Annotated in this window: 20 protein-coding genes; 8 read left to right on the plus strand and 12 right to left on the minus strand. The window is 50.2% G+C overall.

Features of this window, described 5'->3' with window-relative positions; genetic code table 11:
* Window positions 1-4: 4 nt before the first annotated feature.
* The 8 genes from ACFQNF_RS09755 to pcnB all read right to left on the minus strand — a co-directional run bounded on the left by ACFQNF_RS09755 (window position 5) and on the right by pcnB (window position 10,669).
* A complete protein-coding gene (locus ACFQNF_RS09755) occupies window positions 5-2,215 on the minus strand; it encodes a CHASE2 domain-containing protein (protein ID WP_380187796.1) in 2,211 nt (736 codons plus the stop codon).
* 2 nt (window positions 2,216-2,217) lie between these two features.
* On the minus strand, window positions 2,218-2,937 hold the full coding sequence (locus tag ACFQNF_RS09760; protein WP_380187797.1) for an FHA domain-containing protein: 720 nt from the start codon (window positions 2,935-2,937) through the stop codon (window positions 2,218-2,220).
* A gap of 97 nt (window positions 2,938-3,034) precedes the next feature.
* A complete protein-coding gene (locus ACFQNF_RS09765) occupies window positions 3,035-3,865 on the minus strand; it encodes a Stp1/IreP family PP2C-type Ser/Thr phosphatase (RefSeq protein ID WP_380187798.1) in 831 nt (276 codons plus the stop codon).
* A complete protein-coding gene (locus ACFQNF_RS09770) occupies window positions 3,858-6,389 on the minus strand; it encodes a CHASE2 domain-containing serine/threonine-protein kinase (RefSeq protein WP_380187799.1) in 2,532 nt (843 codons plus the stop codon). Before ACFQNF_RS09770 ends, ACFQNF_RS09765 begins: the two co-directional genes overlap by 8 nt.
* A gap of 325 nt (window positions 6,390-6,714) precedes the next feature.
* Window positions 6,715-7,554, minus strand: coding sequence for a pantoate--beta-alanine ligase (panC, locus tag ACFQNF_RS09775; RefSeq protein WP_380187800.1), 840 nt, complete (start codon window positions 7,552-7,554; stop codon window positions 6,715-6,717).
* Window positions 7,555-7,612: 58 nt separating this feature from the next.
* The gene (panB, locus tag ACFQNF_RS09780) at window positions 7,613-8,404 is read right to left on the minus strand and encodes a 3-methyl-2-oxobutanoate hydroxymethyltransferase (RefSeq protein WP_380187801.1); all 792 of its coding nucleotides are present in this window, start codon (window positions 8,402-8,404) and stop codon (window positions 7,613-7,615) included.
* Between the two features lie 51 nt (window positions 8,405-8,455).
* Window positions 8,456-8,956, minus strand: a complete 501-nt coding sequence (folK, locus tag ACFQNF_RS09785; protein ID WP_380187802.1) for a 2-amino-4-hydroxy-6-hydroxymethyldihydropteridine diphosphokinase — start codon at window positions 8,954-8,956, stop codon at window positions 8,456-8,458.
* Between the two features lie 396 nt (window positions 8,957-9,352).
* Window positions 9,353-10,669 carry a polynucleotide adenylyltransferase PcnB gene (pcnB, locus tag ACFQNF_RS09790; protein WP_380187803.1) on the minus strand — a complete coding sequence of 439 codons (1,317 nt, stop codon included), beginning with the start codon at window positions 10,667-10,669 and terminating at the stop codon, window positions 9,353-9,355.
* Window positions 10,670-10,903: 234 nt separating this feature from the next.
* Here pcnB and ACFQNF_RS09795 point away from each other — a divergent pair, with 234 nt between their 5' ends.
* The 8 genes from ACFQNF_RS09795 (at window position 10,904) to ACFQNF_RS09830 (ending at window position 19,026) form a co-directional block, all read left to right on the plus strand.
* Window positions 10,904-11,731 carry a PhzF family phenazine biosynthesis protein gene (locus ACFQNF_RS09795; protein ID WP_380187804.1) on the plus strand — a complete coding sequence of 276 codons (828 nt, stop codon included), beginning with the start codon at window positions 10,904-10,906 and terminating at the stop codon, window positions 11,729-11,731.
* A gap of 806 nt (window positions 11,732-12,537) precedes the next feature.
* Window positions 12,538-13,779: a hypothetical protein gene (locus ACFQNF_RS09800; RefSeq protein ID WP_380187806.1), complete on the plus strand. Its 1,242-nt coding sequence runs from the start codon at window positions 12,538-12,540 to the stop codon at window positions 13,777-13,779.
* Between the two features lie 218 nt (window positions 13,780-13,997).
* Window positions 13,998-15,143: a D-alanyl-D-alanine carboxypeptidase family protein gene (locus ACFQNF_RS09805; RefSeq protein WP_380187807.1), complete on the plus strand. Its 1,146-nt coding sequence runs from the start codon at window positions 13,998-14,000 to the stop codon at window positions 15,141-15,143.
* A 338-nt stretch (window positions 15,144-15,481) separates the two neighbouring features.
* Window positions 15,482-16,357, plus strand: coding sequence for a D-amino acid aminotransferase (locus ACFQNF_RS09810; RefSeq protein WP_380187808.1), 876 nt, complete (start codon window positions 15,482-15,484; stop codon window positions 16,355-16,357).
* 14 nt (window positions 16,358-16,371) lie between these two features.
* The gene (locus ACFQNF_RS09815; RefSeq protein ID WP_380187809.1) at window positions 16,372-16,659 is read left to right on the plus strand and encodes a YbeD family protein; all 288 of its coding nucleotides are present in this window, start codon (window positions 16,372-16,374) and stop codon (window positions 16,657-16,659) included.
* Window positions 16,660-17,310, plus strand: a complete 651-nt coding sequence (gene lipB / locus ACFQNF_RS09820) for a lipoyl(octanoyl) transferase LipB (protein WP_380187810.1) — start codon at window positions 16,660-16,662, stop codon at window positions 17,308-17,310.
* A 63-nt stretch (window positions 17,311-17,373) separates the two neighbouring features.
* Window positions 17,374-18,342: a lipoyl synthase gene (gene lipA, locus ACFQNF_RS09825; RefSeq protein ID WP_380187811.1), complete on the plus strand. Its 969-nt coding sequence runs from the start codon at window positions 17,374-17,376 to the stop codon at window positions 18,340-18,342.
* 216 nt (window positions 18,343-18,558) lie between these two features.
* Complete coding sequence (locus ACFQNF_RS09830; protein ID WP_380187812.1) at window positions 18,559-19,026, plus strand: hypothetical protein; 468 nt, start codon at window positions 18,559-18,561, stop codon at window positions 19,024-19,026.
* 274 nt (window positions 19,027-19,300) lie between these two features.
* On the opposite strand, the gene ACFQNF_RS09835 is transcribed toward ACFQNF_RS09830, so the two are convergent.
* From ACFQNF_RS09835 to ACFQNF_RS09850, 4 genes are all read right to left on the minus strand, one after another.
* Window positions 19,301-19,639 carry a DOPA 4,5-dioxygenase family protein gene (locus tag ACFQNF_RS09835; RefSeq protein ID WP_380187813.1) on the minus strand — a complete coding sequence of 113 codons (339 nt, stop codon included), beginning with the start codon at window positions 19,637-19,639 and terminating at the stop codon, window positions 19,301-19,303.
* A 156-nt stretch (window positions 19,640-19,795) separates the two neighbouring features.
* Window positions 19,796-20,965, minus strand: a complete 1,170-nt coding sequence (locus ACFQNF_RS09840) for a DUF6575 domain-containing protein (RefSeq protein WP_380187814.1) — start codon at window positions 20,963-20,965, stop codon at window positions 19,796-19,798.
* On the minus strand, window positions 20,952-21,329 hold the full coding sequence (locus ACFQNF_RS09845) for a hypothetical protein (protein WP_380187815.1): 378 nt from the start codon (window positions 21,327-21,329) through the stop codon (window positions 20,952-20,954). Before ACFQNF_RS09845 ends, ACFQNF_RS09840 begins: the two co-directional genes overlap by 14 nt.
* A gap of 87 nt (window positions 21,330-21,416) precedes the next feature.
* Window positions 21,417-21,764: a hypothetical protein gene (locus tag ACFQNF_RS09850; RefSeq protein WP_380187816.1), complete on the minus strand. Its 348-nt coding sequence runs from the start codon at window positions 21,762-21,764 to the stop codon at window positions 21,417-21,419.
* Window positions 21,765-21,892 lie beyond the last annotated feature (128 nt).

Below are 21,892 nucleotides of genomic sequence, written 5' to 3' on the forward strand. Positions count from 1 at the left end.
GCTGCTACTTGCGGTCGAAGGTGTGCACACCGTCCCAGCCTGCTGCGGGAGGGGTTTGTCTGAAGTGCTGAATTCTTTGTAAATATAGTTCGTAAAGCCTGCAAGCGGTGTCGAGTTTTTGCAGGTTTAGCAGCTGCAGCTCGGCTAAATCCCACTGCTGATTGCGGTAAAGCTTTAGGCTTTCATGAAACAGCATCAGGATTGATTCCTGATCAGTGCCCAAGGGCTGGGGCTCATAGAGCGTCACCGCTTCGCTTTTTCCCATCACCCGTACCCGGTCTATTTCCCGGTAAACCAGATTGGGCGCTGCGGCACGCGTGTACTCGCTGACTAAAATACTCACTCCATAATATTTGGTGAGCCCCTCTATCCTAGACGCTAAATTAACGGCATCGCCCATCACGGTGTAATTCATCCGAAATTGCGATCCCATATCGCCTACGGTGACATTGCCGGTATTCACACCCACACCTACCGAGATTTCCGGCCAGTTGCGCGCGACTAATTTAGGATTGAGCTTATCAATAGCGACTTGAATTTCTAGTGCAGCCAGGACGGCATTTTCGGCGTGCTCGGGGTCAAATACCGGCGCGCCCCAAAAGGCCATGACGCAATCGCCTATGTATTTATCAATTGTGCCCAAGTGCTGGTGGCGGATAACGGTAGAGATTTCGGTCAGAAATTCATTCATAAAACGGCTTAGTTCATCGGCGGGCATGCCTTCAGATATTTTGGTAAAGCTTCTTACATCGGTAAACAGCACCGACAGCGGCCTGTTTTGACCAACCATGGTGTATTTTTCGGGATCTTCACTCATGCGCTCAACCAGCTCCGGCACTACATACTGGCCAAATAACTGGGTAAGCTGGCGTTTGCGGCGGCTTTCAAAGAAATAGCCATAGGCCATATTGAGGGTATAGAGGCCAATAATCATCATTAAAGATGCGGCCAAAGGCATATCGATATTGGCATAGTGCCAAAGGGCAATATTGCCTGCACAGAGCAGCACTAAGAGTAGCAGGCAAACTAGACTGGCAATCAGCGGTGAAAACCGGATTAATAGCCAAACCAGCAAGGGGCCAAGAATTAATAAGAGCAAAAATTCTGCACCTAATAAATAGCCGGGGTGCTGTGGCAGCGTTTCATCCAAAATAGCCGCAATTAAATTGGCATGTATTTCAACTCCTGCATAGGCTTCGCCAACGGGAGTAACGCGTAAATCTTTTAAGCCGGGGGCGGTGGTGCCAAGTAATACAATTCGGTCTTTCAGCTCTGCCGGGGGCACTTTGCCAGAAATAACGTCGGTGGCAGATAGATAAGGAAAGCTGCCTTCCGGCCCTTTAAATGGCACCAGTGCCCAGCCATTTTCATTTACAGGCAGGCGTCTTTTTCCTAAACGAAAGGCTTCTAAAGCAAAGCTGCTTTCTGCACTTCCTTCGATCACCGGGCTAAAGGCCTCTTGCCCTAGCGCGATCCGGGCCAGCGCCAGCCCGAGTGAGGGGTAATAGCTGTCACCGATTCTTGCAACCAGTGGTACCCGCCTTGCTACGCCGTCTTTATCCACCACAGGGACAAAGTGCCCACCATGCCCAGCTGCTTTTTGTAAGCTAGGCAAGTTGCCGCCATAGGTTTTGCCTCCCCAGATTTGTGGGGCGACGGGAGCTAAATCTTCGGCGGCAAGGATGGGAGGAGGAAGGGTGCCGCTTGAAACGGCTTTGGCTTCATTGCTGAAATAAAAACCGGCAATAATCGGCCTGTTGCTCAGTGCTTTGGCAAAGCGGGCATCGGTATCCAGCTCGGGAGTGAGCCGGAGCAGCTCGCTTTGAAATGCCGCATTATTGCTTAATTCATTGCTGGCTAGCCTTCGTAGCACAGGCAGGCCAGCGCTTTCGTCTGGTTCGGCAAAAACTACGTCGAAACCGAGCGCTTTAATTTGGTAGCGATCAAATAATTGATCGACTAATTTGGCCAGATGATCGCGTCGCCAAGGCCATCTGCCTAGCTCGGCCAGGCTTTTTTCGTCGATATCAACAATCGCAATGCGCTGATCCACACCGCCAGGCATGCCTAAGCGTAAGCGGACATCATAAAGATAAACATCAATCTGGGTGAGGGTGGGCAAGCTGGGCGAGCCTGCCACGTGCAGCAGGGCAAGCAAAAGCAGCAGGGCACCGATTAATACTTGCTGCCAGTATTTGCGTATGCTTGCTTTCATTATCAGCTGCGATAGAAGAAAGCCATTTTGATGCCGAGTAGCTCAATCATGTCTTCCTCCTGCAATGGATAAGCTTGAACGCCTATCTCTTTTTGATTGACGCTGGGGTGCTGTGCGCCTTCAACATGGGTTAAAAAATAACCCTGAGGGCGCTTACTAATAACTGCGACTTGCACCCCGGTTTTACCGAGTGTGGTGAGCTTTTTACTTAGCTCCAGCTCCTTGCCAGTATTGGCTCCGCTCATCACTTTAATCACACCCAGGCGCTCACCAGCTGGGGCTTGTGGCGCTGTAGCCGTTTGCGGGGCGGTTGCGGTTTGCAGAGCGGCAGCGGCTTGTGGCAAAGGTACTTCGGCCGGGGGGGCTTTAGGTGCAGCCATAAGCGGTGGCCGCCCCATCATCATGGTTTTTTCAAAATCGGTATTGTCTTGGGGCTTTTCGCTGAGATAGCGCAAAACATGTTTGCCTATCTGGATTTCATCGCCTTCTTTAAGTAGTTGTTTTTGCACATCCTGATTGTTGATTTTGGTGCCATTGGTGCTGTTTAAGTCTTCAATAAAAACTTCCGAACCTCGTACGTTTAATACGGCATGCTCGCCGGAAACAGCAAGATTATCGATTTGAAGATCATTATTCGGGCGACGACCTATTGTGAAGCGCTCGCTATTGAGTTTGATTTCTTTGATTACATTGCCATCTAGGCTAAGTACTATTTTGGCCATAATTTGTTTCTCTTATTTAATAAAATATCTGCTTTAACCAAACAACTTTTTAGTAAAAAATGATGAATTGCCGTTTAAAACAGAGTTGTGTCATGTATTAAGTAAACCACGCGCTCATTTTTGACCATAGCCCTGAATTGGCTGGATAGGCTTCTTTTACTTTAACTATCACCGCAGAAATATTGTCTTTTCCCCCCATATCATTTGCCAGCTGAATCAATTGCTCGCTATTTAGAGCTAAATTGCTATTAAAGGCCAGCAAAGTATCGGCAATATCGCTATCGTCGGCCATATCGCTTAAACCATCAGAGCAAAATAAATAAATATCACCGGGCAAAACTTCATATTCATGCAGCTCTGCTTGCACGGCACTATCAATGCCCACCGCCCGGGTGACTAAGTTTTTATAGCTTGAATGCCGGGCTTCCTCCGGTGTAATCAGCCCGCTATCAATTTGCTCCTGCAAAAAAGAATGATCGCGTGTCAGTTGAATAAATTCTGCACCACGCAGGCGATAAAGCCTGGAGTCGCCCACATGTGCTACAGCAAGGCGTGAATCATAAAAGAGGGCGCATACCAGAGTTGTGCCCATTCCGGCGCATTGGGGTTGGCTTTGTGCTGTGCCATAAATGGATTGATTGGCGTAGTGAACGGCCGCCATCAGCACATCGTGTGCCGCTGGCCAAAGGCTATCGGGCCTTTGCAAATGCAGTGGAAAATTGGATTGCATGGCGTCATGCACCACATGGCAAACCATTTCTACGGCAATGCCGCTGGCGACCTCTCCTGCGTTATAGCCGCCCATACCATCAGCCAGCACCACGAGGCCTTTTTCGGCATCAAAGTGGATGGTGTCTTCATTGTGATCACGATGCAGGCCTGCATCGGTTAATCCTGCCATTTCTAGCGCTTGAGATAGGTTAAGCATTGGCTTCTCTTGTACGTAATCCCGCTTCCAGCTTAGCCATGGCCGCTGCAAAGTGAGCGCCAGTCTGGAAGCGGGTTGTTTCATCTTTTTGTAAGGCTTTCATAATAATGGCTGCTAACATCGGTGGTAGTTGTGGGTTAATCAGCCGTGGATCTTGCGGTGCATCATTGGCTATTTTGTACATTAGTTCAGCCATCGATTCGCCGGTAAAAGGCAGACTGCCGGTACTGAGCTGATAGAGCATCACGCCTAGGGAAAATAAATCAGAGCGGCCATCAATTTTTTTGCCAGAAAGCTGTTCGGGTGACATATAAGATGGCGTACCCAGCACCATGCCAGTACGGGTTTTGCTTGAATCGGTAATGCGCGCGATGCCAAAGTCGGTGACTTTTACGATTTTCTCGGTGGGCTCATACATGATATTGGCGGGCTTGATATCGCGGTGAACCACGTGCTGAACATGGGCATACTGTAAGGCTTCCGCGACTTGTCTGACGATACTTGCACATTCAATTAAAGGCAATAAATGGTCCACCTTGGTATATGCCAGCAAATCCTTGCCTTTTAGAAATTCCATAGCGATATAGCAGAGGTCGTGCTCTTCACCCGCGTCAAAAATGGTGACGATATTGGGGTGGTTAAGCCGGCCTGCGGTTTCTGCCTCTCTAAAAAAGCGCTGCCGCGCATCATCAAGCTGATCGGCTTCAAATTCTTGCGAGAGCGACATGGTTTTAATCGCCACATCGCGGCCAATTTTGGGATCTTTGCCAAGGTAAACAACGCCCATCGCCCCCTTACCCAACTCTTTCTCTACCTGATAGCGTCCTAGCATCGGTTTTTCTATACTGCCGTCTTCCAGCAGCATGCTGCCATTTACGCCACCGCCTGAGCCGCCCAGCATCACCGTTTCTGACATCTGATGTGCGCGTTTTAACTTGGCTTCCAGATCACGGTATTTGGGATTGTGGCCGCCCATATATTGATAAACGGCTTCGGCTTTATTGAACTGGCGCTTCCTTTCAAAATCGAGCGCCAAATTATATAAAACGCCCATCATGCCATCGTCTAAGGGCACTTTGGATAGCTTTTCAAATGCCATATCCAGCTGGCCCTGTCCCTGAAAAGCCATGCCCAGCATGCGGTTGGATTCGGCTGATTCGGCAGTCGACTTTTCTTCTTTTTGCTCACTGATTAAATAGCGCTTGGTCGTCAGCAAGCCATGCCCAAGCAGCAATAAGCTGGCAGGCCCCATTAAATGAATCCACAGCATGGCTTTGGTCATCAGCACAAAGTGGCAGATCACAAGGAGCAAAAACAGCAAGCTAGTCAGCATGGCGGCTGGGCCTGCTTTGAGGCGAGGCAACAGCAGACAAAGATAAAGTGTAATGAGCAGCGCCAGAGCCAATGAAAGCAGTGCATTCCATGCGGGCGAAACAAAGTAGTGCTGTTGGAGCAGGCTGGATAAGGTGTGCGCTGCAATCATCACCGGTGCTTCAGAAGGCGAGGTGGGCGTCACTAAGGATGAGCCTATGCCCAGTGCCGTAGCGCCGATCAGCACTATTTTGCCTTTGTATTTATCGAGCGGAATTTTGCCTGCCTGCACATCGTAGAAAGAATCAATGGGAAAGGCGGCTTTGCCATTTTGATTCGGGTAAAAATAGGGGCGAAATGAGGCATTGGCGCTAATGGGAAGTGTGACATTGGCCAGCGTAATGGATTCGCCCAGTGTGAGTTTGATTTGCTTGGGAGCCAGATTCAGGCTTCTGGCTGCGGCCACAAGCGGAAAAGTGGGGTAGATTTGGTCGAAATAACGCACGGCCAGCGGGATACTGCGCACCACCCCATCATCATCTGGCGTGATATTTTCGCTGCCTATACCCGCCGCGCTGCTGGCGAGCATGCTTAAAGGCTGGGTTGCTCCCTTAGCTGAAGTGGGCCAACCATTTGCCGGATTACCGCTGGCCTCCAGCTCCCATTTTTTAACCGCAGCAAGGAGCGGTTTATCAGGCTCGCCCTGCGCCTCGCCCAATTCAAACAGCATGGGCAGGATGACATTGCCCGCCGAGGCCACGCTGCTTGCCAGTTGCTGATCGACATTAAGCTTCACAACCGCCTCGTTGAAAACCGAGCCCATCGCTGCCCAAGTGACACTATTGGGTGCTGACGCGTCTTCTTTATACAGGCGGTGCAGCTTTTCGATATACACCAGTCCACGGTCTTGCTGTGGCTCGGTAAAGAACACACTGGTGGCGATTACCTTTGCGCCCGCAGCTGCCAGCTTATCAATCAGTTGAGCATGAACCTCGCGCGACCAAGGCCAGCGGCCAATATTGTCGATGCTGGTTTGATCGATCGCGATCACAGCAATGCGCTCATCAATATCACGGCTTGTCAGCTTCACTCCTGCATCGTAAGCCCGCTGCTCCAGACTAGAAATCAAGGGGGTAAAGAGCAGGATGGCCAGATATACCAGCAGCACAGCCACGCCGATGACCCCGTCTTTTTTCCAGAAGGAGGCTTTCATGGCAAGATCGATATAGAAGAAAGGGGCATGCTGGAATCGTTTATTCTGTCGGCACTCCCTCAATTTAGTAGAAGAAGCTATATCTTGCCTTGTCTTGCCAATAAGTTTTTTGCAAGCAGGTAGGCGTAATGGCTTACCTGTGCTTAATTTGGCTAGGTCTATTTGTATGGAATGGCTTTGGAGGGCGTGCTGGGTAAGGGGAAGAGTGTGCTTGTGTAGCGTGGGTATGTTTTTGTGCCCACGCGGTGATTTACAAGTTGTGCATCATGCGTGGGCAGTAGGTCGGGTTAGCAGCTTTACCGCGTAACCCGACAGGCTGCTAGATTTACAAGCTGATTTCGATATTGTCGATCAGGCGGGTGTGGCCTAAGCGTGCAGCGATCAGGATGACGAGCTGGTGATCGGTGACGGCCGCAGGTTTCAGCGTCAGGGCATTACGCATTTCTACGTAATCAACATTGACCCAACCACGGGCCAGCAAATCAGTACAGGTTTCTGCACTGAGGCGCTCGTAATCACGATCCCCTGCTTCAATAGCCGTTTTCATGCGGCTAAGGTGGTGATGAATGCGGGTGGCCTCTAATTTGTGCTCGGCGCTCAGATAACCATTTCTGGAAGAAAGCGCTAAGCCGTTCGCGGCACGACCGGTATCTACGGGCACAATTTTGATACCCATATTCAGGTCTTCTACCATGCTTTTAATGACAAAAAGCTGCTGGTAATCTTTTTTACCGAAACAGGCTACATTGGGCTGAACGATATTAAATAGCTTGGTGACAACCGTCGCTACACCACGGAAATGCCCAGGGCGGAAGGAGCCGCATAGCTCATCTTGTATTGCCGGTGGCTCTACCTGATATTGCTGAATCACCTTGGGGTAGAGCACTTTTTCGTCTGGTGCAAAAATTACATCTACGCCGCCTTGCGCGGCAATCAGCGCAGCATCTTGCTCTAAAGTACGTGGGTAAACTTCAAAATCTTCGCCCTGACCAAATTGCAGACGGTTTACAAAGATGCTGACCACAATATGCTCGGCTTCTTTACGTGCAGCATCGATCAATGTCATATGGCCGGCGTGCAAATTGCCCATGGTTGGCACAAAGGCCACGCTGCCAACGGTGGCACGCCAAGCGCGCAGTTCTTCAATGCTATGGATGATTTTCATAAATAACCGTGGTTAAAAACACAGAGGGCGGGTTTTACCCGCCGGTGTTGTGAGTCGCTTAAAAGCTATGTTCGTCAGCGGGGAAAGTCATGCTTTTCACTGCTTTTACATAGGCCTCTACTGCGGCTTGAATGCTGTGGCTGCCGGCCATAAAGTTTTTGACGAAGCGGGCTTTTTTGCCGGGGTAAACGGCCAGCATATCGTGCAAGACCAGTACTTGGCCGTCTACATCGACACCTGCGCCAATCCCGATCGTTGGGATGGTCAGCGCTTCGGTTACGGCTTTGGCCACATGGGCGGGCACCATTTCCATCAGCACCATTGCAGCGCCTGCTGCCTGATGGGCGAGGGCATCGCGTTTAAGCACTTCGGCATCAAATTCGCTTTTGCCCTGAACTTTGTAGCCACCGTATACGTTTACTGATTGTGGCTGCAGACCAATATGGGTGCAAACCGGAATACCACGATTCGCGAGGAAATCCACAGTCTCGGCCATAATCATGCCGCCTTCCAGCTTCACCATTTCAGCGCCTGCGGCCATTAGCTCGGCGGCACTGGCATAGGCTTGCTGCGGGGAAACCTGATAGCTGCCAAAGGGAAGATCGGCCAGCACTAGCGCATCTTTGCTGCCACGAGCCACACAGCGGGTGTGGTAAACCATATCAGCAAGGCTAACGGGCAGGGTAGAGGTGTGACCTTGAATGACGTTGCCAAGCGAATCGCCCACCAGCAGGATTTCTACCCCTGCATCGTCTAAAAGGCTGGCAAAGCTGGCGTCATAGCAAGTGAGCATGGTGATTTTTTGCCCGGCTTGCTTCATGTTCTGCAAGGTACTAACAGTGGTTTTCATGGTAAAGGATGGTCCATGGAGGTTTGGCGTTTGTGACGCAATGCAGCAAGTCTACCCCAGAGGCTTACTTACTGTAAGTAGAGATAGCTGTTGATCGGCCACTAGCGGCAAAAAAGCGCTGGCTGATCCCATACCGGGAATGATGATATCGGGGGCAATTTCGGTGAGCGGGCGTAATACAAAAGCGCGTTGATGCATACGTGGGTGCGGCACAATCAGGTGATCTTGCCGGATAAGCGCATCGCCATACAGCAGCAGATCTAAATCTAAGGTGCGTGGCGCATCCTGAAAAGTGCGCTGCCGCCCGCATTCGGCTTCGATGCCCAGCATGGCTTGCAGCAGAGCTGTGGCGCTGAGGGTGGTTTCCAGCTTGGCAACGGCATTGATAAAATCGGGCTGATCGGTGTAGCCGATGGCACTACTGCTGTAAAAGCTGGATTGTTGCAACAGCTGGCTTTGTGGCAGTTTGGCGAGCAAATCTAAAGCGTGTTGCAACTGCAAAACAGGCTGGCCCAGATTGGCACCCAGCGCGATAAAAGCGACCGTACTCATTGGGGGATCCATTGCTATCGCTAAAAAACAGAAACCTGAAATCTGAGGTCTGTAGACACAGAGAACACAGAGTTTAAAAGCAGAACACAGAGAAATCATAAAAACGAGGTCAATGCCTCGATGATTTTGATCGCTTGGCTTTCTCTTTCAAACGCTGTGCTTTATAAGAAACAAAAAGCTTGTTTCTTATTGGCGTGGTTTTTCCCGTGTGTGGGCTTGAAGTGCTGCTTGAGGTTTTGGGGTTTACTCAAGCTAGGGCTTTGCTCGTAATAATGCCCTGATTTAAATTGTAGGGCGGGTGCAACCCGCGGGTTGCACCCGCCCTACAAATTAGAGCGCTTAATAGGAGCAAAGTCCTAAGACGCTTTGAGGTTCAAGATTTGGGTTTTACTTAACTTATTCGCTTTTCGGGCCGCTTGGTTTACGGCGGCGGCGTTTTTTTGCATGTGCTGCTGCTGGTTTGCCATTGTCGGCTGCATCGGCTATCAGCGCCATGCGTGCGTCTTCGTCGGCGTGCTGGAAGCGAGTCCACCAGTCCCCCAGTGATTTTTCCACCATGCCGCATTCGGCACGCAGCATCAAAAAGTCATAGGCGGCACGGAAGCGCTGCTGCTCCATTAAGCGCCATGGACGAGTGCCCACACGTTGCTCGAAGCGGGGTTGCAATAGCCAGATTTCTTTCATGGCTGCACCGTAGCGGTTCGGAATCGCCATGCGTTTTTGCACCTTGCTTTCTACCGTATTCATGGCTTCAACAAGGGCGGGCACAGGGTATTCACCCGCAGCCTGGCGCTTAATCCAGTCGGCTTCTACTTCATGCCAGAGTAGGGCGGCGAAAATATAACCAGCAGAAACAGGCTTATCTTCGTTGATCCGCTGATCGGTGCTTTCCAGCGCTTTGCGCAAAAAGGCGGTGGTGTCTGGCTTGGAAAGTTGCTTTTCCAAAAGCGGAAACAGCAGCTGATGCAAGCCATTTTCGCGCAAGGACATTAAACAAGCCCACGCACTGCCCGACAACAGCAGCTTCATCATTTCATCAAATAAACGCGCCGATGGGATGTTTTCCAACAGCTTGGCGTGAATCAGAATCGGTGTTTTGGTGGCCGGAGCAATGGTTAAACCTAGCTTGGCCGAAAGACGAATGGCTCGCAGCATCCGCACCGGGTCTTCGCGGTAGCGCACATCCGGATCGCCAATAATGGTGAGGCGTTTGTTTTCTAAATCGGTTACCCCGTGATGGAAATCTAAAATTTCCTCCGTACGCGGGTTGTAATACAGCGCGTTGACGGTGAAATCACGGCGGGAAGCATCTTCTGCAATATCGCCATAGGCATTGTCGCGCAGGATGCGGCCACTGGCGTCAGTTGGCGCTTCGCTAGCACCGCGAAAGGTGGTGACTTCGATGATTTCTTCACCAAAGGGCACATGCACAATGCGAAAGCGGCGACCAATAATGCGCGAGCGGTGGAACACATGACGCACTTGCTCTGGTGTGGCGCTGGTGGCCACATCAAAATCTTTGGGCGATTTATCCAGCATCAGATCGCGTACTGCGCCGCCTACGATGTAGGCTTCAAAGCCCGCATCTTGCAAGCGGTCACACACTTTGAGTGCGCCAGAATGAAGTTGGTCACGGCGGATGCCGTAGTGTTTTGCGTGAAGCACACGTTTGCCTGGGCGGCGTAAAACTTTGCCGATCAATTTGCGAATCATTTTTGAACCAGTTTTTGAACCAAGTAAGTGCGAAGTGCGGAGATGCGTATCGACGGCATTATACAGACCTTGGCAGCGATGTCAGACGCACTATGAATGCTCTGGCAAAAGTTTTCACTTTGACGCCAGCGTTTTTCTACTGTTATACAAGTTTTACTGCAATCTGTAGCTATGATTTCAGTGCTTAATTTGCGATGCTGTTCTTCCTTTTGATTGATGCAGAGCGCACGCACTATGCCTACTTATTCATACCGTCTTGTGAATGTCTTTGCTGAAAATATTTTTGCAGGTAATCCGCTGGCGGTGTTTACCGATGCAGCAGGTCTGGATGAGCAGACCATGCAATTACTAGCCGCCCAGCTTAATTTATCCGAAACCACCTTTGTTTTCCCATCAACAGTGGCGAGTGCCAAAGTAAGAATTTTTACCCCGATAAATGAAATGCCCTTTGCTGGGCATCCCAGCTTAGGCACGGCAGCCGTGATACGGGGCCTGCGTGATGAAGTGAGCCTAGAGCTAAAGGCGGGTGTGATTCCACTGCGCTTTGATGGCGACGTTGCCACGCTGACGGCTAATGCGGCAACTTATCGGGATGGCCCGCTTGCCGCCGATTTGGCTCTGGCTCTGGGGCTGCCTTTAAGCGCTTTTGCAGGGGAGGCTTTATTCGTAGATAGCGGCGTAGAGCAGTTGATTATTCCTTTGGCTTGCGCCGCTGATGTGCTGGCTTGCCAGCCAGCATCTCATTTGTTTCGCGATGTGGTGCTGCAAGGGCGTAACCGGGATGGCACGCTGGTCTGGGCCTGGCAGGATGGCGAGGTGATTGCTCGCTATTTTTGGTCGCAGCACGGGCAGATTGTGGAAGACAACGGCACAGGCTCGGCCTGCGCAAATCTAGGTGCTTATTTACTTAAGCAAGGCGTTGATCTGCCTTTTGCTGCAACCATGATTCAAGGCCACAAAGCGGGCCGTTTGGCGCACCTTCGTTTAAGTATCACGGCAGATGGCCGGGTAGAAGTCGGTGGGCGAGTGGTGGAAGTCGGGCGGGGGGAGTTTGATCTTTAGTGAGCGCAATTTTTGCCACCCGTAGGGGATATAAGGCTGTCTTGTATTTCCGCTAACCCTGCCTGCTTGGCTTGATGGTGATTTTTACCCAATCCTGTCAATTCAAGGTCAAGGCAAAGTATGGTTTTGCGTAGGGTGTGCAAGTCGCCTTTTTTGCGCACCGTTCTTTGCGCTCCGACTTCGTTGTTGTACACGCTACGAATACCGATTTAACTTATGACTTAAGCCTAAGTCGATGGGGTTGGATCTCCTCCCCCGTTTTAACAACACCTAGATACCTGATTGATCTGCTGCATGCTGGTGGTCTAGCTAATTGATTTAGAATAAACGCCTTCAATTAACTTAGCGAAAACTGACCATGACAGTCAATTTGTGTACTTGGCCTCGAAGCTTAATCCAAGCTTGTCTGGCTTCGGTCTCTTTGCTGTTGGGCCTAAATGGCTTGGCTGGGGCTGCTGAGTTGCAAATTGAAGCGATGTCAGTGGGACCAAAAGATGCAACGCAGCAAAGTTATAATTTGCAGGAGCTAGGGTCTGTTGACGTTTCATTCACAATTGCGCTGAGGCGGAAAATGGCTAGGCACAAGGCATGCGACGAAGGCAATAACTAGTTATTTCCGAGGAGCATAACGCAGTGGATGGCCGTTTTCCGCCTCAGCCCCATCGCTGGGCGAGGAAAACCCCTCGCACGCGGAGGGTTGGCTGCATTTTTGGGGCTGCACTGCGTTAAAAATCGCTAATGGTACCCGTGCCATGTCGCAATTTTTGCCTTGTTCAGCCCCAAAACTGCAGCCAACGCAGCCGCGAATGAAACGTCAACAGACCCTAGGCGAGCTGCGTATTTTTGCCCGCTCGGCCGCTGGTTTTAAACAGTCGCAGGTTTTCTGGCAGCGCCGTTTAGATGGGCAATGGTTAGCTGCAGAGGCGCTTCCTTTTAGCGATCCTCGCTGGAGGGATTCAGACCCTCATCTGAGTCGTGATGGCAAGACACTCACCTTTGTTTCTGATCGCCCCGTTACAGGCGATCAGCCGCTTGGGCAATTGGATATTTTTGAATCGAAGTGGGCGATGGGCCAGTGGAGCCCGCCTCAGCGTTTAAGTGAAGCCGTGCAAAGCCGAGCTTATGAGCTAGGGCCAGAGCGCTATGCTGATGAGCTTTACTTTGCTTCTTATCGTAAAGGCGGGCCGGGTAAGTTATCGGTTTACCTGAGTGAGCGCCTTGCGAGTGGCGAGCACTCACCAGCACTGGCCTTGCCAGCGCCGATTAATATCGGGCCATCCAATAGTGATTTTACGCTTTCGCCAGATGGGCGCTATGCCCTGTGGTGGAGTGATCGTCAGGAAGAATCTACAAAGCTTGCCAATGAAGGCGATCTTTTTATTGCCGAGCGGCTGGGTGCAGGCTTTGGGCCGGCGATTCGTTTGCCAGCGCCCATTAATACGGTAAGCTTTGAATTTACGCCTTCGGTGAGCAGTGATGGTCGCTGGCTGATGTTTGCCTCTACCCGCCCCGGCCCGCATAGCGCGGGCTTATCACAGCTTTATCGGGTGAGCTGGCCTGATTTACTGAGCAAGCTTGCCCCTCAGATTGAGTCGGCCAGCCAAGCGCAACTCGAGCAGCGGTTAAGCCATCTGTGGCAAGGTATTGGCCATGCTGCGGGTGTGGCGTCTGATATCGAGCTGTTGCGCCCTTTACTCCATCCTCAGGCCCGTATCTGGGGGCAGGGTTTGCGTGGCGCTAGTCTTCATCTCAATTCTTGGTCGGGCAGTGAGTTTTTAGACATGATGAAAGCCCCTTCCTCTGATGCGCTGCTTGAGTGCGAAGTACATCGCGAGCTACGCCGCTATGGCGCTCATGCCCAAGTGTATAGCGTGGTAGAAAGCCGCCGCCGTGCAGATCAGGCAGAGGCAGACTACACAGGGGTGAATAGCAGCCAATGGCAGTTAGGGCCTCAGGGCTGGCAGTTATTATCTTTGCACTATGCTCTGGCGCTTCCGGGGCAAGTGCCGCCTGAAAAAAGCAGCTTGAGCGGCCAGTGTGTGAGCTGAGTTAAAGGGCTGTATAGGTTTTAAATAGAGAGGTGGGCAGATCTTTTTGTCCTTTCAAAATAAAGTCATGCCAACGATTTAATGCCCATGTATTTACCAGCATTAACAGAGGTAAATTATTACAGGCAAGTTAATAATTTATAATCTGTTTTTAGGGCATATCTGCTGCCGCTTGCCTTTATAATCTTATTTTTCCAAGCCCTCACACACTGCCCGCCATGATCTCCCGTCTTGCTACACCCGCCGTTATTCTTTCCCTTTTAATTGCGACCTCCGCACAGGCGTTTGTACCGCCGGTGCCGGATATTGCTGCAAAGGCTTATTTACTCACTGATTATCAAAGTGGTATTCAGCTCGCCGGGCGTGATCCGGAGATGCGTGTAGAGCCCGCTTCTTTAACCAAGCTGATGACGGCTTATCTCACTTTTAAATTTGTAAAAGAAGGTAAGTTAAAGCTCGATCAGCAGCTCACCGTTTCGGATAAAGGCTGGCGCACCGAAGGCTCGCGCATGTTCCTTGATCCTAAAAAACCCGTCACGGTAGATGATTTGATCAAGGGCATGATCGTGCAAAGCGGTAACGACGCTTGCGTCACACTGGCCGAAGCCATTGCCGGTAGCGAAGAAGTATTTGCCCAGCTAATGACGCGTGAAGCCAAGCGCTTGGGTATGAATGGCACTAACTTTAAAAACAGCACCGGCCTGCCAGACCCCGATCACTATATGACGGTGGGCGATTTAGCCAAGCTGGCTGCCGCCATCATCCATGACTTCCCCGAGTTCTATCCTATCTACTCGATGAAAGAATTCGCTTACAACAATATCAAACAGCCTAACCGCAATCTGCTGCTTTACCGCGATCCTTTTGTGGATGGCATGAAGACAGGCCATACAGCCAGCGCCGGATATAACCTTGTTGCCTCAACCAAGCGCGATGGTCGTCGTTTGATCTCGGTGGTAGTCGGTACGGCCAGCGACGAAGTACGCGCTAGCGAATCGAGCAAGCTGCTGAACTGGGGTATTCAGTTCCAGGAAACCCCGCGCCTTTATGCTGCCAAGCAAGCGGTTTCAAATGTAGCGGTTTGGAAAGGTAAATCAGATAAGGTTAACGTGGGCTTTTTAGAAGACCGCTTTATTACCGTGGGCCGTGGCGATGCTAAAAATCTGAAAATGGCCTTTACCAGCACCCAGCCCCTGATTGCCCCGATTAAAGTGGGCCAGAATGTGGGTAAATTGGTGGTGAGCTTAAACGATAAGCAATTGGTTGAATTGCCGGTAGTGGCCTTGGAAGAAGTCCCTGAAGCCAATTTCTTCGGCCGAGCATGGGATTCAATCCGCATGTGGTTTAAATCGATTTTTGGTTGATGTTGGTACGATGGCTTTAAAACCCACGTCTTGAACCACGGAGCACACAGAGAACACGGAGTTTCACGGAGAAAACCTTGAGGGTTTTCCTCTTTTTAACTCGTTGTTGTTTTTCTCCGTGTGCACCGTGTTAAAGATTTGTAATAACCCAGGAGCGTTTGAAACAAAGTAGATATCCATGAAAAATACGATATGCACAAAAAGTCGATCATTCCCCTAGGTTTTCTCCGTGGATCTCTGTGTTCTCTGTGTGCTCCGTGGTTCAAGATTTGGGTTTTGTTCGTATACCTGAGCAGTTACAAAGATGGGTGGTTTTTTTAGTTAGAGAGGAGAGCTTGATGGATTTTCCCGCACTCACAGGTTTTTTAAATGGCCGCTTTGCGCCATTGGCCGATTTACAGATTTCTGTTTTAGATCGCGGATTTTTGTTTGGTGATGGCATCTATGAAGCAATTCCTGTCTACAATCGTCACCCTTTAAGGCTGACCGAACATCTACGCCGCTTGGCAGCAAGTTTGGTGGCGATTAATATGCCCAACCCTTATGGGGAGGAGCAATGGGCTAGCTTGATTCAAAAGCTGATTGATCAGCAAAGCTTTGCGGATCAAAGCGTTTATATACAGATCACCCGTGGGCCTGCTTTTCCGCGCAATCATGCTTTTCCGGCTGCGACCGAGCCGACGGTGTTTATGTTTGCCGATGAATTATTGCCACCCACAAGCGAGGCGGTTGCCAATGGTGTGGCAGCGGTATCGAGCGACGATATTCGTTGGCAGCGCTGCAATATCAAGGCGATTTCTTTGCTGGCTAATGTTTTACTCAAGCAGCAGGCTGTGGATGCTGGCGTGGCCGAAACCATTCTTTTTCGGGATGGCCTCTTGATAGAAGGTGCATCCAGCAACATCTTAGTGGTGAAAGAGGGCGTGTTACTTGCCCCGCCCCCTAGCCATTTTATGCTGACAGGTATTACTTATGACTTGGTAATAGAACTGGCCAAGCAGCATAATATGCCGCTTGAGATTTGCCCAATTAGTGAATCGACAGCAAGGCAGGCCGATGAAATCTGGCTAACGTCTTCATCCAAAGAAGTGCTGGCGGTAGTGAGCTTAGACGGCCAAGTTGTTGGCACAGGTCAGCCGGGGCCGCTGTATCAAGCCATGTATGGCTATTTTCAAGTATTTAAAAACGAGGCAATGCGCCTCGGTGTAGAGTAAAAAAGGGTTTAATAATGAGTCAAGACGCTCCCAACCTAGCCGATTTAGTTGAGTTTCCGGCCGAGCTGCCGATGAAGGCGATCAGCCATAAAGATGTGCCGCATGATGAGTTTCATGCGGTGGTCTATGAGCTGGCCGTGCTGCATATCACCGATTTTAAAGCGGAATGGATTTCGGTACGCACCAGTAGTGGCGGCAGCTTTATTTCGATCACGCTATCGGCCACTTACCAATCTGCTGACGAAGTGAATGCGCTCGATACTGCTTTACGTGCTCATCCGCTCGTAAAGATGGTGATGTGAGTGCCTGAACTCATTATTAAACAGCTGGGCATGCTTGAGTACGAGCCAACTTGGCGGGCCATGCAGGCATTCACCGATAGCCGTGATGCCGATACGCCTGATGAGGTTTGGCTGGTCGAGCATCCGCCGGTTTATACCCAAGGCCAGGCAGGCAAGCCTGAGCATCTGATTGCCGCTACCACCATTCCTGTTGTACAAATCGATCGAGGCGGGCAGATTACTTACCATGGCCCCGGTCAAGTGGTGGCCTATGTGCTGTTGGATTTACGCCGAAATGGCTTGGGTGTGCGCGAGCTGGTCAGAAAACTAGAGCAATCTGTAATAGATACCCTTGCTGATTTTGGCGTAGTGGCTTACGGCAAGGTCGATGCACCCGGTGTGTATGTGAATCCGGAAATGGGCGAAGCAAAAATTGCTTCTTTAGGATTACGGATAAGAAAGGGCTGCAGTTATCACGGTTTAGCACTGAATGTGAATATGGATTTAACGCCATTTGACTGGATAAACCCCTGTGGCTACGCCGGTATGAGAGTGACTCAACTCAGCGATTTCGCCAGTGATGCGACATCGGCCACAATTGCCGGTAAACTTGCCGAAAAAATAGCCTACCAGATCAAACCCTTAACCGATGTAGGGGTATTGGCTCTTTAAATATGCGGCCAAGCTATGCCCCATTTTTCAAATGCCTCTACCTTACTCAGCTAGCGATCAGCCATGACTCAAGACACTAAACAGCCATCGAAAGAAGTGGGCGTTAAGCTCAAGGGCGAAGCCAAAACTGCTCGCATCCCGATTAAGATTGTGCAGCTTGATCAGCGCATCAAAAAGCCCGATTGGATTCGCGTACAAGCGCCATCTTTAAATGGCCGCTTTGGCGAAATCAAGCAAATCCTGCGTAGCCAAAAGCTGCACACCGTGTGCGAAGAAGCCGCCTGTCCTAATATTGGCGAATGCTTTGGCAAGGGCACGGCCACCTTTATGATCATGGGCGATATCTGCACCCGTCGCTGCCCGTTTTGTGATGTAGGCCATGGCCGCCCTAATCCGCTCGATGCGCAAGAACCGGTACATCTGGGTGAGACGATTGCCGCGCTTAAGCTTAAGTACGTGGTGATTACCTCGGTCGATCGTGATGATTTACGTGATGGTGGCGCACAGCACTTTGTGGATTGCATTACTCAATCGCGCCTGCAATCGCCTAGCACTCAGGTTGAAGTATTGGTGCCCGATTTCCGTGGTCGTTTAGATGTGGCGCTGGATTTATTTGCGAATGCCCTGCCTGACGTCTTGAACCACAATCTAGAAACTGCACCCCGCCTGTATAAACAAGCGCGCCCAGGCTCGGATTACCAGCACTCCTTAGATTTATTAAAGCGCTTTAAAGCCATGTACCCCGATGTACGGACTAAATCCGGCATTATGGTGGGCCTGGGCGAAACCGATGAAGAAGTGATTCAAGTGATGCACGATCTGCGTGCCCACGATGTAGACATGATCACCATCGGCCAATACCTGCAACCTACCGCCACCGGCCACCTGCCGGTGCTGCGTTATGTGCACCCAGATCAATTTAAAGTGTTTGAAAAACTCGCTTACGAGATCGGCTTTAAACACGCTGCCGTGGGTGCCATGGTGCGATCCAGCTACCATGCGGATGAACAAGCGCATGGTGCAGGGGTTTAATCCTCGCCAGCCCAAAATGCCACCTACACAGGTGGCATTTTTTTTGCCTTTTAGGTATTAGCTTAAGACAAGCACAAAAGTTAATTATTTATAGGGTGTGCAAGTCGTTTTTCTTGCGCACCAGCCCTTGATGCATAACGACTTCGCCGTTGTGCATCCTATGAAACTTTTACAGCAAAGCCGCGTAAAATCAGCGTTTTGCTTCAGGCAAACATCATGACTCTTAATAGCTACGCCATACTTCGCGCCGTGCATGTGGTCTCCATCCTGCTATGGATAGGGGGAGTGGCTTTTGTCACGCTGGTGCTGCTGCCTGCCTTGCGCCGCCATCAGCAGGATTACGCCACATTTGAGCTGCTAGAACATCGCTTTGGCAATCAGGCCAAGCTGATGACGCAGCTGGCCATGTTGTCGGGCGTGGCGATGTTGTGGCTGACGGATAGCTGGAGTCGCTTATTAGACAGCTGGTGGCTGTGGGCGATGATCATCACATGGGCTGTCTTTACCCTCATGCTGTTTGTGCTGGAGCCTTTTGTGATTCACCGCTGGCTACATCGGCGTGCTCAGCAAGATCCGCAAGGCACATTGCGGCTGTTGCAGCGCTTACATTACGCCCTGCTGGCTTTGGGGGTGATTGCTACATTCGGCGGGGTGCTGGGCGCACATGGCGGGGCGTGGTTTTGAGGGGTTTGGAGCAGCGGTTTGCCGCAGACGTAACCCGTGCCTTAGGCGTGGCAAAAGTGCGGTAATTGAGTTGGTGGTTTGTGCTTGGCAGCACCGCTCCGCGCGGGTTGGTAAAGCTAACTCGCCCTAGCGCTGCCACGCAATAATTTAATCATCGTAGGGCGGGTGAAACCCGCCGTTTTTTGTGTTTCATTGCAAAGCTCGGCGGGTTTCACCCGCCCTACAAAAAACATTTCGCTAAGTTGATAGGGATAGGTAAGCACCCGTCCCACAATCACTCCCCTCGCGATAGCGTATGGATTTTCAAGGCTAATTCTTCGCCTAGCCAGCTTGCACCATTGGTGTGAGCTTCTACATCGTCGCTTAACTCTGGGTGGATCAAGATGGATAGTTCACCACGCTGCGCTTCAAGCAGCGTTCGGACTTCGCTCAGTAAGCTTTCATCAAAATTGATTTCAAACATCGGCCGAGTGTGCGGGCCTACTTCGCGGTGGATTAATTCACCCATCCAGCAATTTGCTGGCAGAATTTTGCTTAAAATGCTGTGCAATGTTTCGGCGGCGCTGATTTGTTCTGGCAAGAAATAAACGTGAGCATGGTAGATAACAGACATATAAAAATCCGAGGATATGGCTTAGCAATTCAGGGGACGAATTATGTGTGATTTTGTCAGCTAACTGGCATATTTTTCACTTTCAAATGGATAGGTTTTGTGGGGGAGGGAACCAGCCGAAACAAGGGAGTTCGCGTTGAACAACTGGTTAGATTTTTACACTTTGCCATCTGCTCGCTTGAAGTCTATTAACGTGTATGACCATTTCTCGCGGTCGGTTAGTGGATCGATAATGCAGGATTCTTCTAGAGTCGCGATTATTCTGCTTGGGACATCGAAGTGCCGATTTGAGACAGGCTTTGATAGCCTCCCTTTGATGATTTCATTGTTTTCGACTTTTATTGCGAAGAAATCACTTTCTACGTCAACCCCAACAAGTTCGGCATTTCTGTTTACCGTTGTCTTGGTTGCGTCATCAGTTTCCTCTAGCATGTTTAGTGCTTGCAGTATTTCGTGGAATGATGCAGTGGAATTTAATCCACGACCGTTTGGCGTACCCCATTCGGTCTTGATGGATACTTGAGAATCAACTATGACGCGTAGAAAGTGCTTGAATCTGCTGCGAGCCAACACATTGAAGCGGTGTAGCTCCTTAGGTACAGATTCTGGTACCTCAAGGGTTGCAATTAACTTGACCAGTGATTCTACGGCTCTTGCTGTCTCGTCGGTACCGAAAATGTCTCCGCCTTTGGACTGGAGGCGGACACCAAATGAACTTGCGAACAATCCCGTAACTAGCACTTCGCTTTTATATTTTATTTCCTCTGGTACGCGACGCACATCCATTTTCTCATCGCAAGCGAGCGCATATATTACGTTCTGTAATGAGTGCAATAATTGCCCTAGCTTACCTGCCCCCATTTCATAGGCATTGCTTAATTTATCAAAAGCGATGTCAATTACTTGCCTGTTAGTCCGGCTAGCGATTTCTTGGGCGCTGGCCATTTTTTCGGGAAGTGCTTGTGTTGGAATTTCCAAAAAATCAGTTTCAGGGGGGAGCCACTCGATGGAAATTTCCTCAACTGATACCTCTTGAACTTGGAAATCAGTGCTCATTGACGTGACAACAAAAGCCAATCCTTCCTCAGGTTGCGCTAATGCTCTAGCTATAGCTAGATTGCCCGATTTTAATGAGTTATAGCGCTCTTGGCTGATGCGTAAATATAACCAAGCGGTTGACTCGGTTGTTTCGTCAATCCAGTAAACCAAAAAAAGTTGTCCTGCTTTGTCGCGGCAGCTGTAAAATTTTGGGCCATCGTAGTAATCGAAGATCTCAATTGGCGTCAGATCGCTAATCAGCGATTTTAAATAATTACTGTGTGACATCTGGGACTTCGCGGAAGGTTGCGTGTGGCTCATTTGTTTGAAGCCACCAAGTTACATGCGAGGGCTGCCCTGTTTCCTTGACTAGCCCATCGGAGGGCGAGATTGTGCCACAAGCAATTTTTTTGCTCTTTAATGGTTTAAATCTTTCTCTTTTTTTGAGAATGTCGGCAACATTTTTGAAAACAGATACTCCGCAGGCCATGCATAGCTCATCAATAGTGAATTTCCTGTGTGGGGATTCGACTTTCGTTGGCAGAAAATCATTTGCGTTTGGCGGACAATTTGCTACCAGTCTAAATACTTTGAGGTTATCTTGCCTAGCGTCGCTTGGTGGGCACTGCTCTGGAAGAAATTCTGCCGGCATGATTTATTTTCACTAAAAAATATAACGTGTGAATTAAGCTGCGCTGCTCACTAGGTTTGAATGAATTGTTAGCTGAGCCCGCGAGTGTTAAGAAATGCGCACTGCGATGTAACAAAGAATAGCCAGACACACCCATGCCATAATGCGAATCCCTTGAAGTCGGCGTAAGACTGCTTGCTGGATGATTAGGACTGCCATCACATCCTCGCGGGCGTGGCACGCAGCCTTGAGTCCTTGTTGTGTGGTGTAGCGAGTCTGTCCAAACTCACCAATTACTGGATGAAGCTCATCTTGTTGGGTGGAGCGCATTGCAATGAGAGCTGCACCGTAAAAGTCTCGACTTATGGAGTCTTGGGCTGCAGCTTCCGTGATCTGCCTTTCGGCGTAAGTTTGGCCTTCGGCTTGCAGTGCTCGCCAGTTAATCGTATCAACCATGCCTTTTCCCTGCTCGCAGTAATGACAGTTAAGCAGCTAACGTTTGAGGTAACCAGCGGCGAAGCTGTCCGAGCTGATTAAAATGTTACGGTCCTTTATTTAAATAGGACTCGCTTTTAAAGATCACG

The sequence above is a fragment of the Iodobacter arcticus genome, assembly GCF_042664895.1.
Lineage (GTDB): Bacteria > Pseudomonadota > Gammaproteobacteria > Burkholderiales > Chitinibacteraceae > Iodobacter > Iodobacter arcticus.

Bases quoted from the DNA above. Each gene is read 5' to 3' on its own strand.
- ACFQNF_RS09755 (WP_380187796.1), bottom strand. From the start codon at position 2,215: ATGAAAGCAAGCATACGCAAATACTGGCAGCAAGTATTAATCGGTGCC.
- ACFQNF_RS09760 (WP_380187797.1), bottom strand. From the start codon at position 2,937: ATGGCCAAAATAGTACTTAGCCTAGATGGCAATGTAATCAAAGAAATC.
- ACFQNF_RS09765 (WP_380187798.1), bottom strand. From the start codon at position 3,865: ATGCTTAACCTATCTCAAGCGCTAGAAATGGCAGGATTAACCGATGCA.
- ACFQNF_RS09770 (WP_380187799.1), bottom strand. From the start codon at position 6,389: ATGAAAGCCTCCTTCTGGAAAAAAGACGGGGTCATCGGCGTGGCTGTG.
- panC (WP_380187800.1), bottom strand. From the start codon at position 7,554: ATGAAAATCATCCATAGCATTGAAGAACTGCGCGCTTGGCGTGCCACC.
- panB (WP_380187801.1), bottom strand. From the start codon at position 8,404: ATGAAAACCACTGTTAGTACCTTGCAGAACATGAAGCAAGCCGGGCAA.
- folK (WP_380187802.1), bottom strand. From the start codon at position 8,956: ATGAGTACGGTCGCTTTTATCGCGCTGGGTGCCAATCTGGGCCAGCCT.
- pcnB (WP_380187803.1), bottom strand. From the start codon at position 10,669: ATGATTCGCAAATTGATCGGCAAAGTTTTACGCCGCCCAGGCAAACGT.
- ACFQNF_RS09795 (WP_380187804.1), top strand. From the start codon at position 10,904: ATGCCTACTTATTCATACCGTCTTGTGAATGTCTTTGCTGAAAATATT.
- ACFQNF_RS09800 (WP_380187806.1), top strand. From the start codon at position 12,538: ATGAAACGTCAACAGACCCTAGGCGAGCTGCGTATTTTTGCCCGCTCG.
- ACFQNF_RS09805 (WP_380187807.1), top strand. From the start codon at position 13,998: ATGATCTCCCGTCTTGCTACACCCGCCGTTATTCTTTCCCTTTTAATT.
- ACFQNF_RS09810 (WP_380187808.1), top strand. From the start codon at position 15,482: ATGGATTTTCCCGCACTCACAGGTTTTTTAAATGGCCGCTTTGCGCCA.
- ACFQNF_RS09815 (WP_380187809.1), top strand. From the start codon at position 16,372: ATGAGTCAAGACGCTCCCAACCTAGCCGATTTAGTTGAGTTTCCGGCC.
- lipA (WP_380187811.1), top strand. From the start codon at position 17,374: ATGACTCAAGACACTAAACAGCCATCGAAAGAAGTGGGCGTTAAGCTC.
- ACFQNF_RS09830 (WP_380187812.1), top strand. From the start codon at position 18,559: ATGACTCTTAATAGCTACGCCATACTTCGCGCCGTGCATGTGGTCTCC.
- ACFQNF_RS09835 (WP_380187813.1), bottom strand. From the start codon at position 19,639: ATGTCTGTTATCTACCATGCTCACGTTTATTTCTTGCCAGAACAAATC.
- ACFQNF_RS09840 (WP_380187814.1), bottom strand. From the start codon at position 20,965: ATGTCACACAGTAATTATTTAAAATCGCTGATTAGCGATCTGACGCCA.
- ACFQNF_RS09845 (WP_380187815.1), bottom strand. From the start codon at position 21,329: ATGCCGGCAGAATTTCTTCCAGAGCAGTGCCCACCAAGCGACGCTAGG.
- ACFQNF_RS09850 (WP_380187816.1), bottom strand. From the start codon at position 21,764: ATGGTTGATACGATTAACTGGCGAGCACTGCAAGCCGAAGGCCAAACT.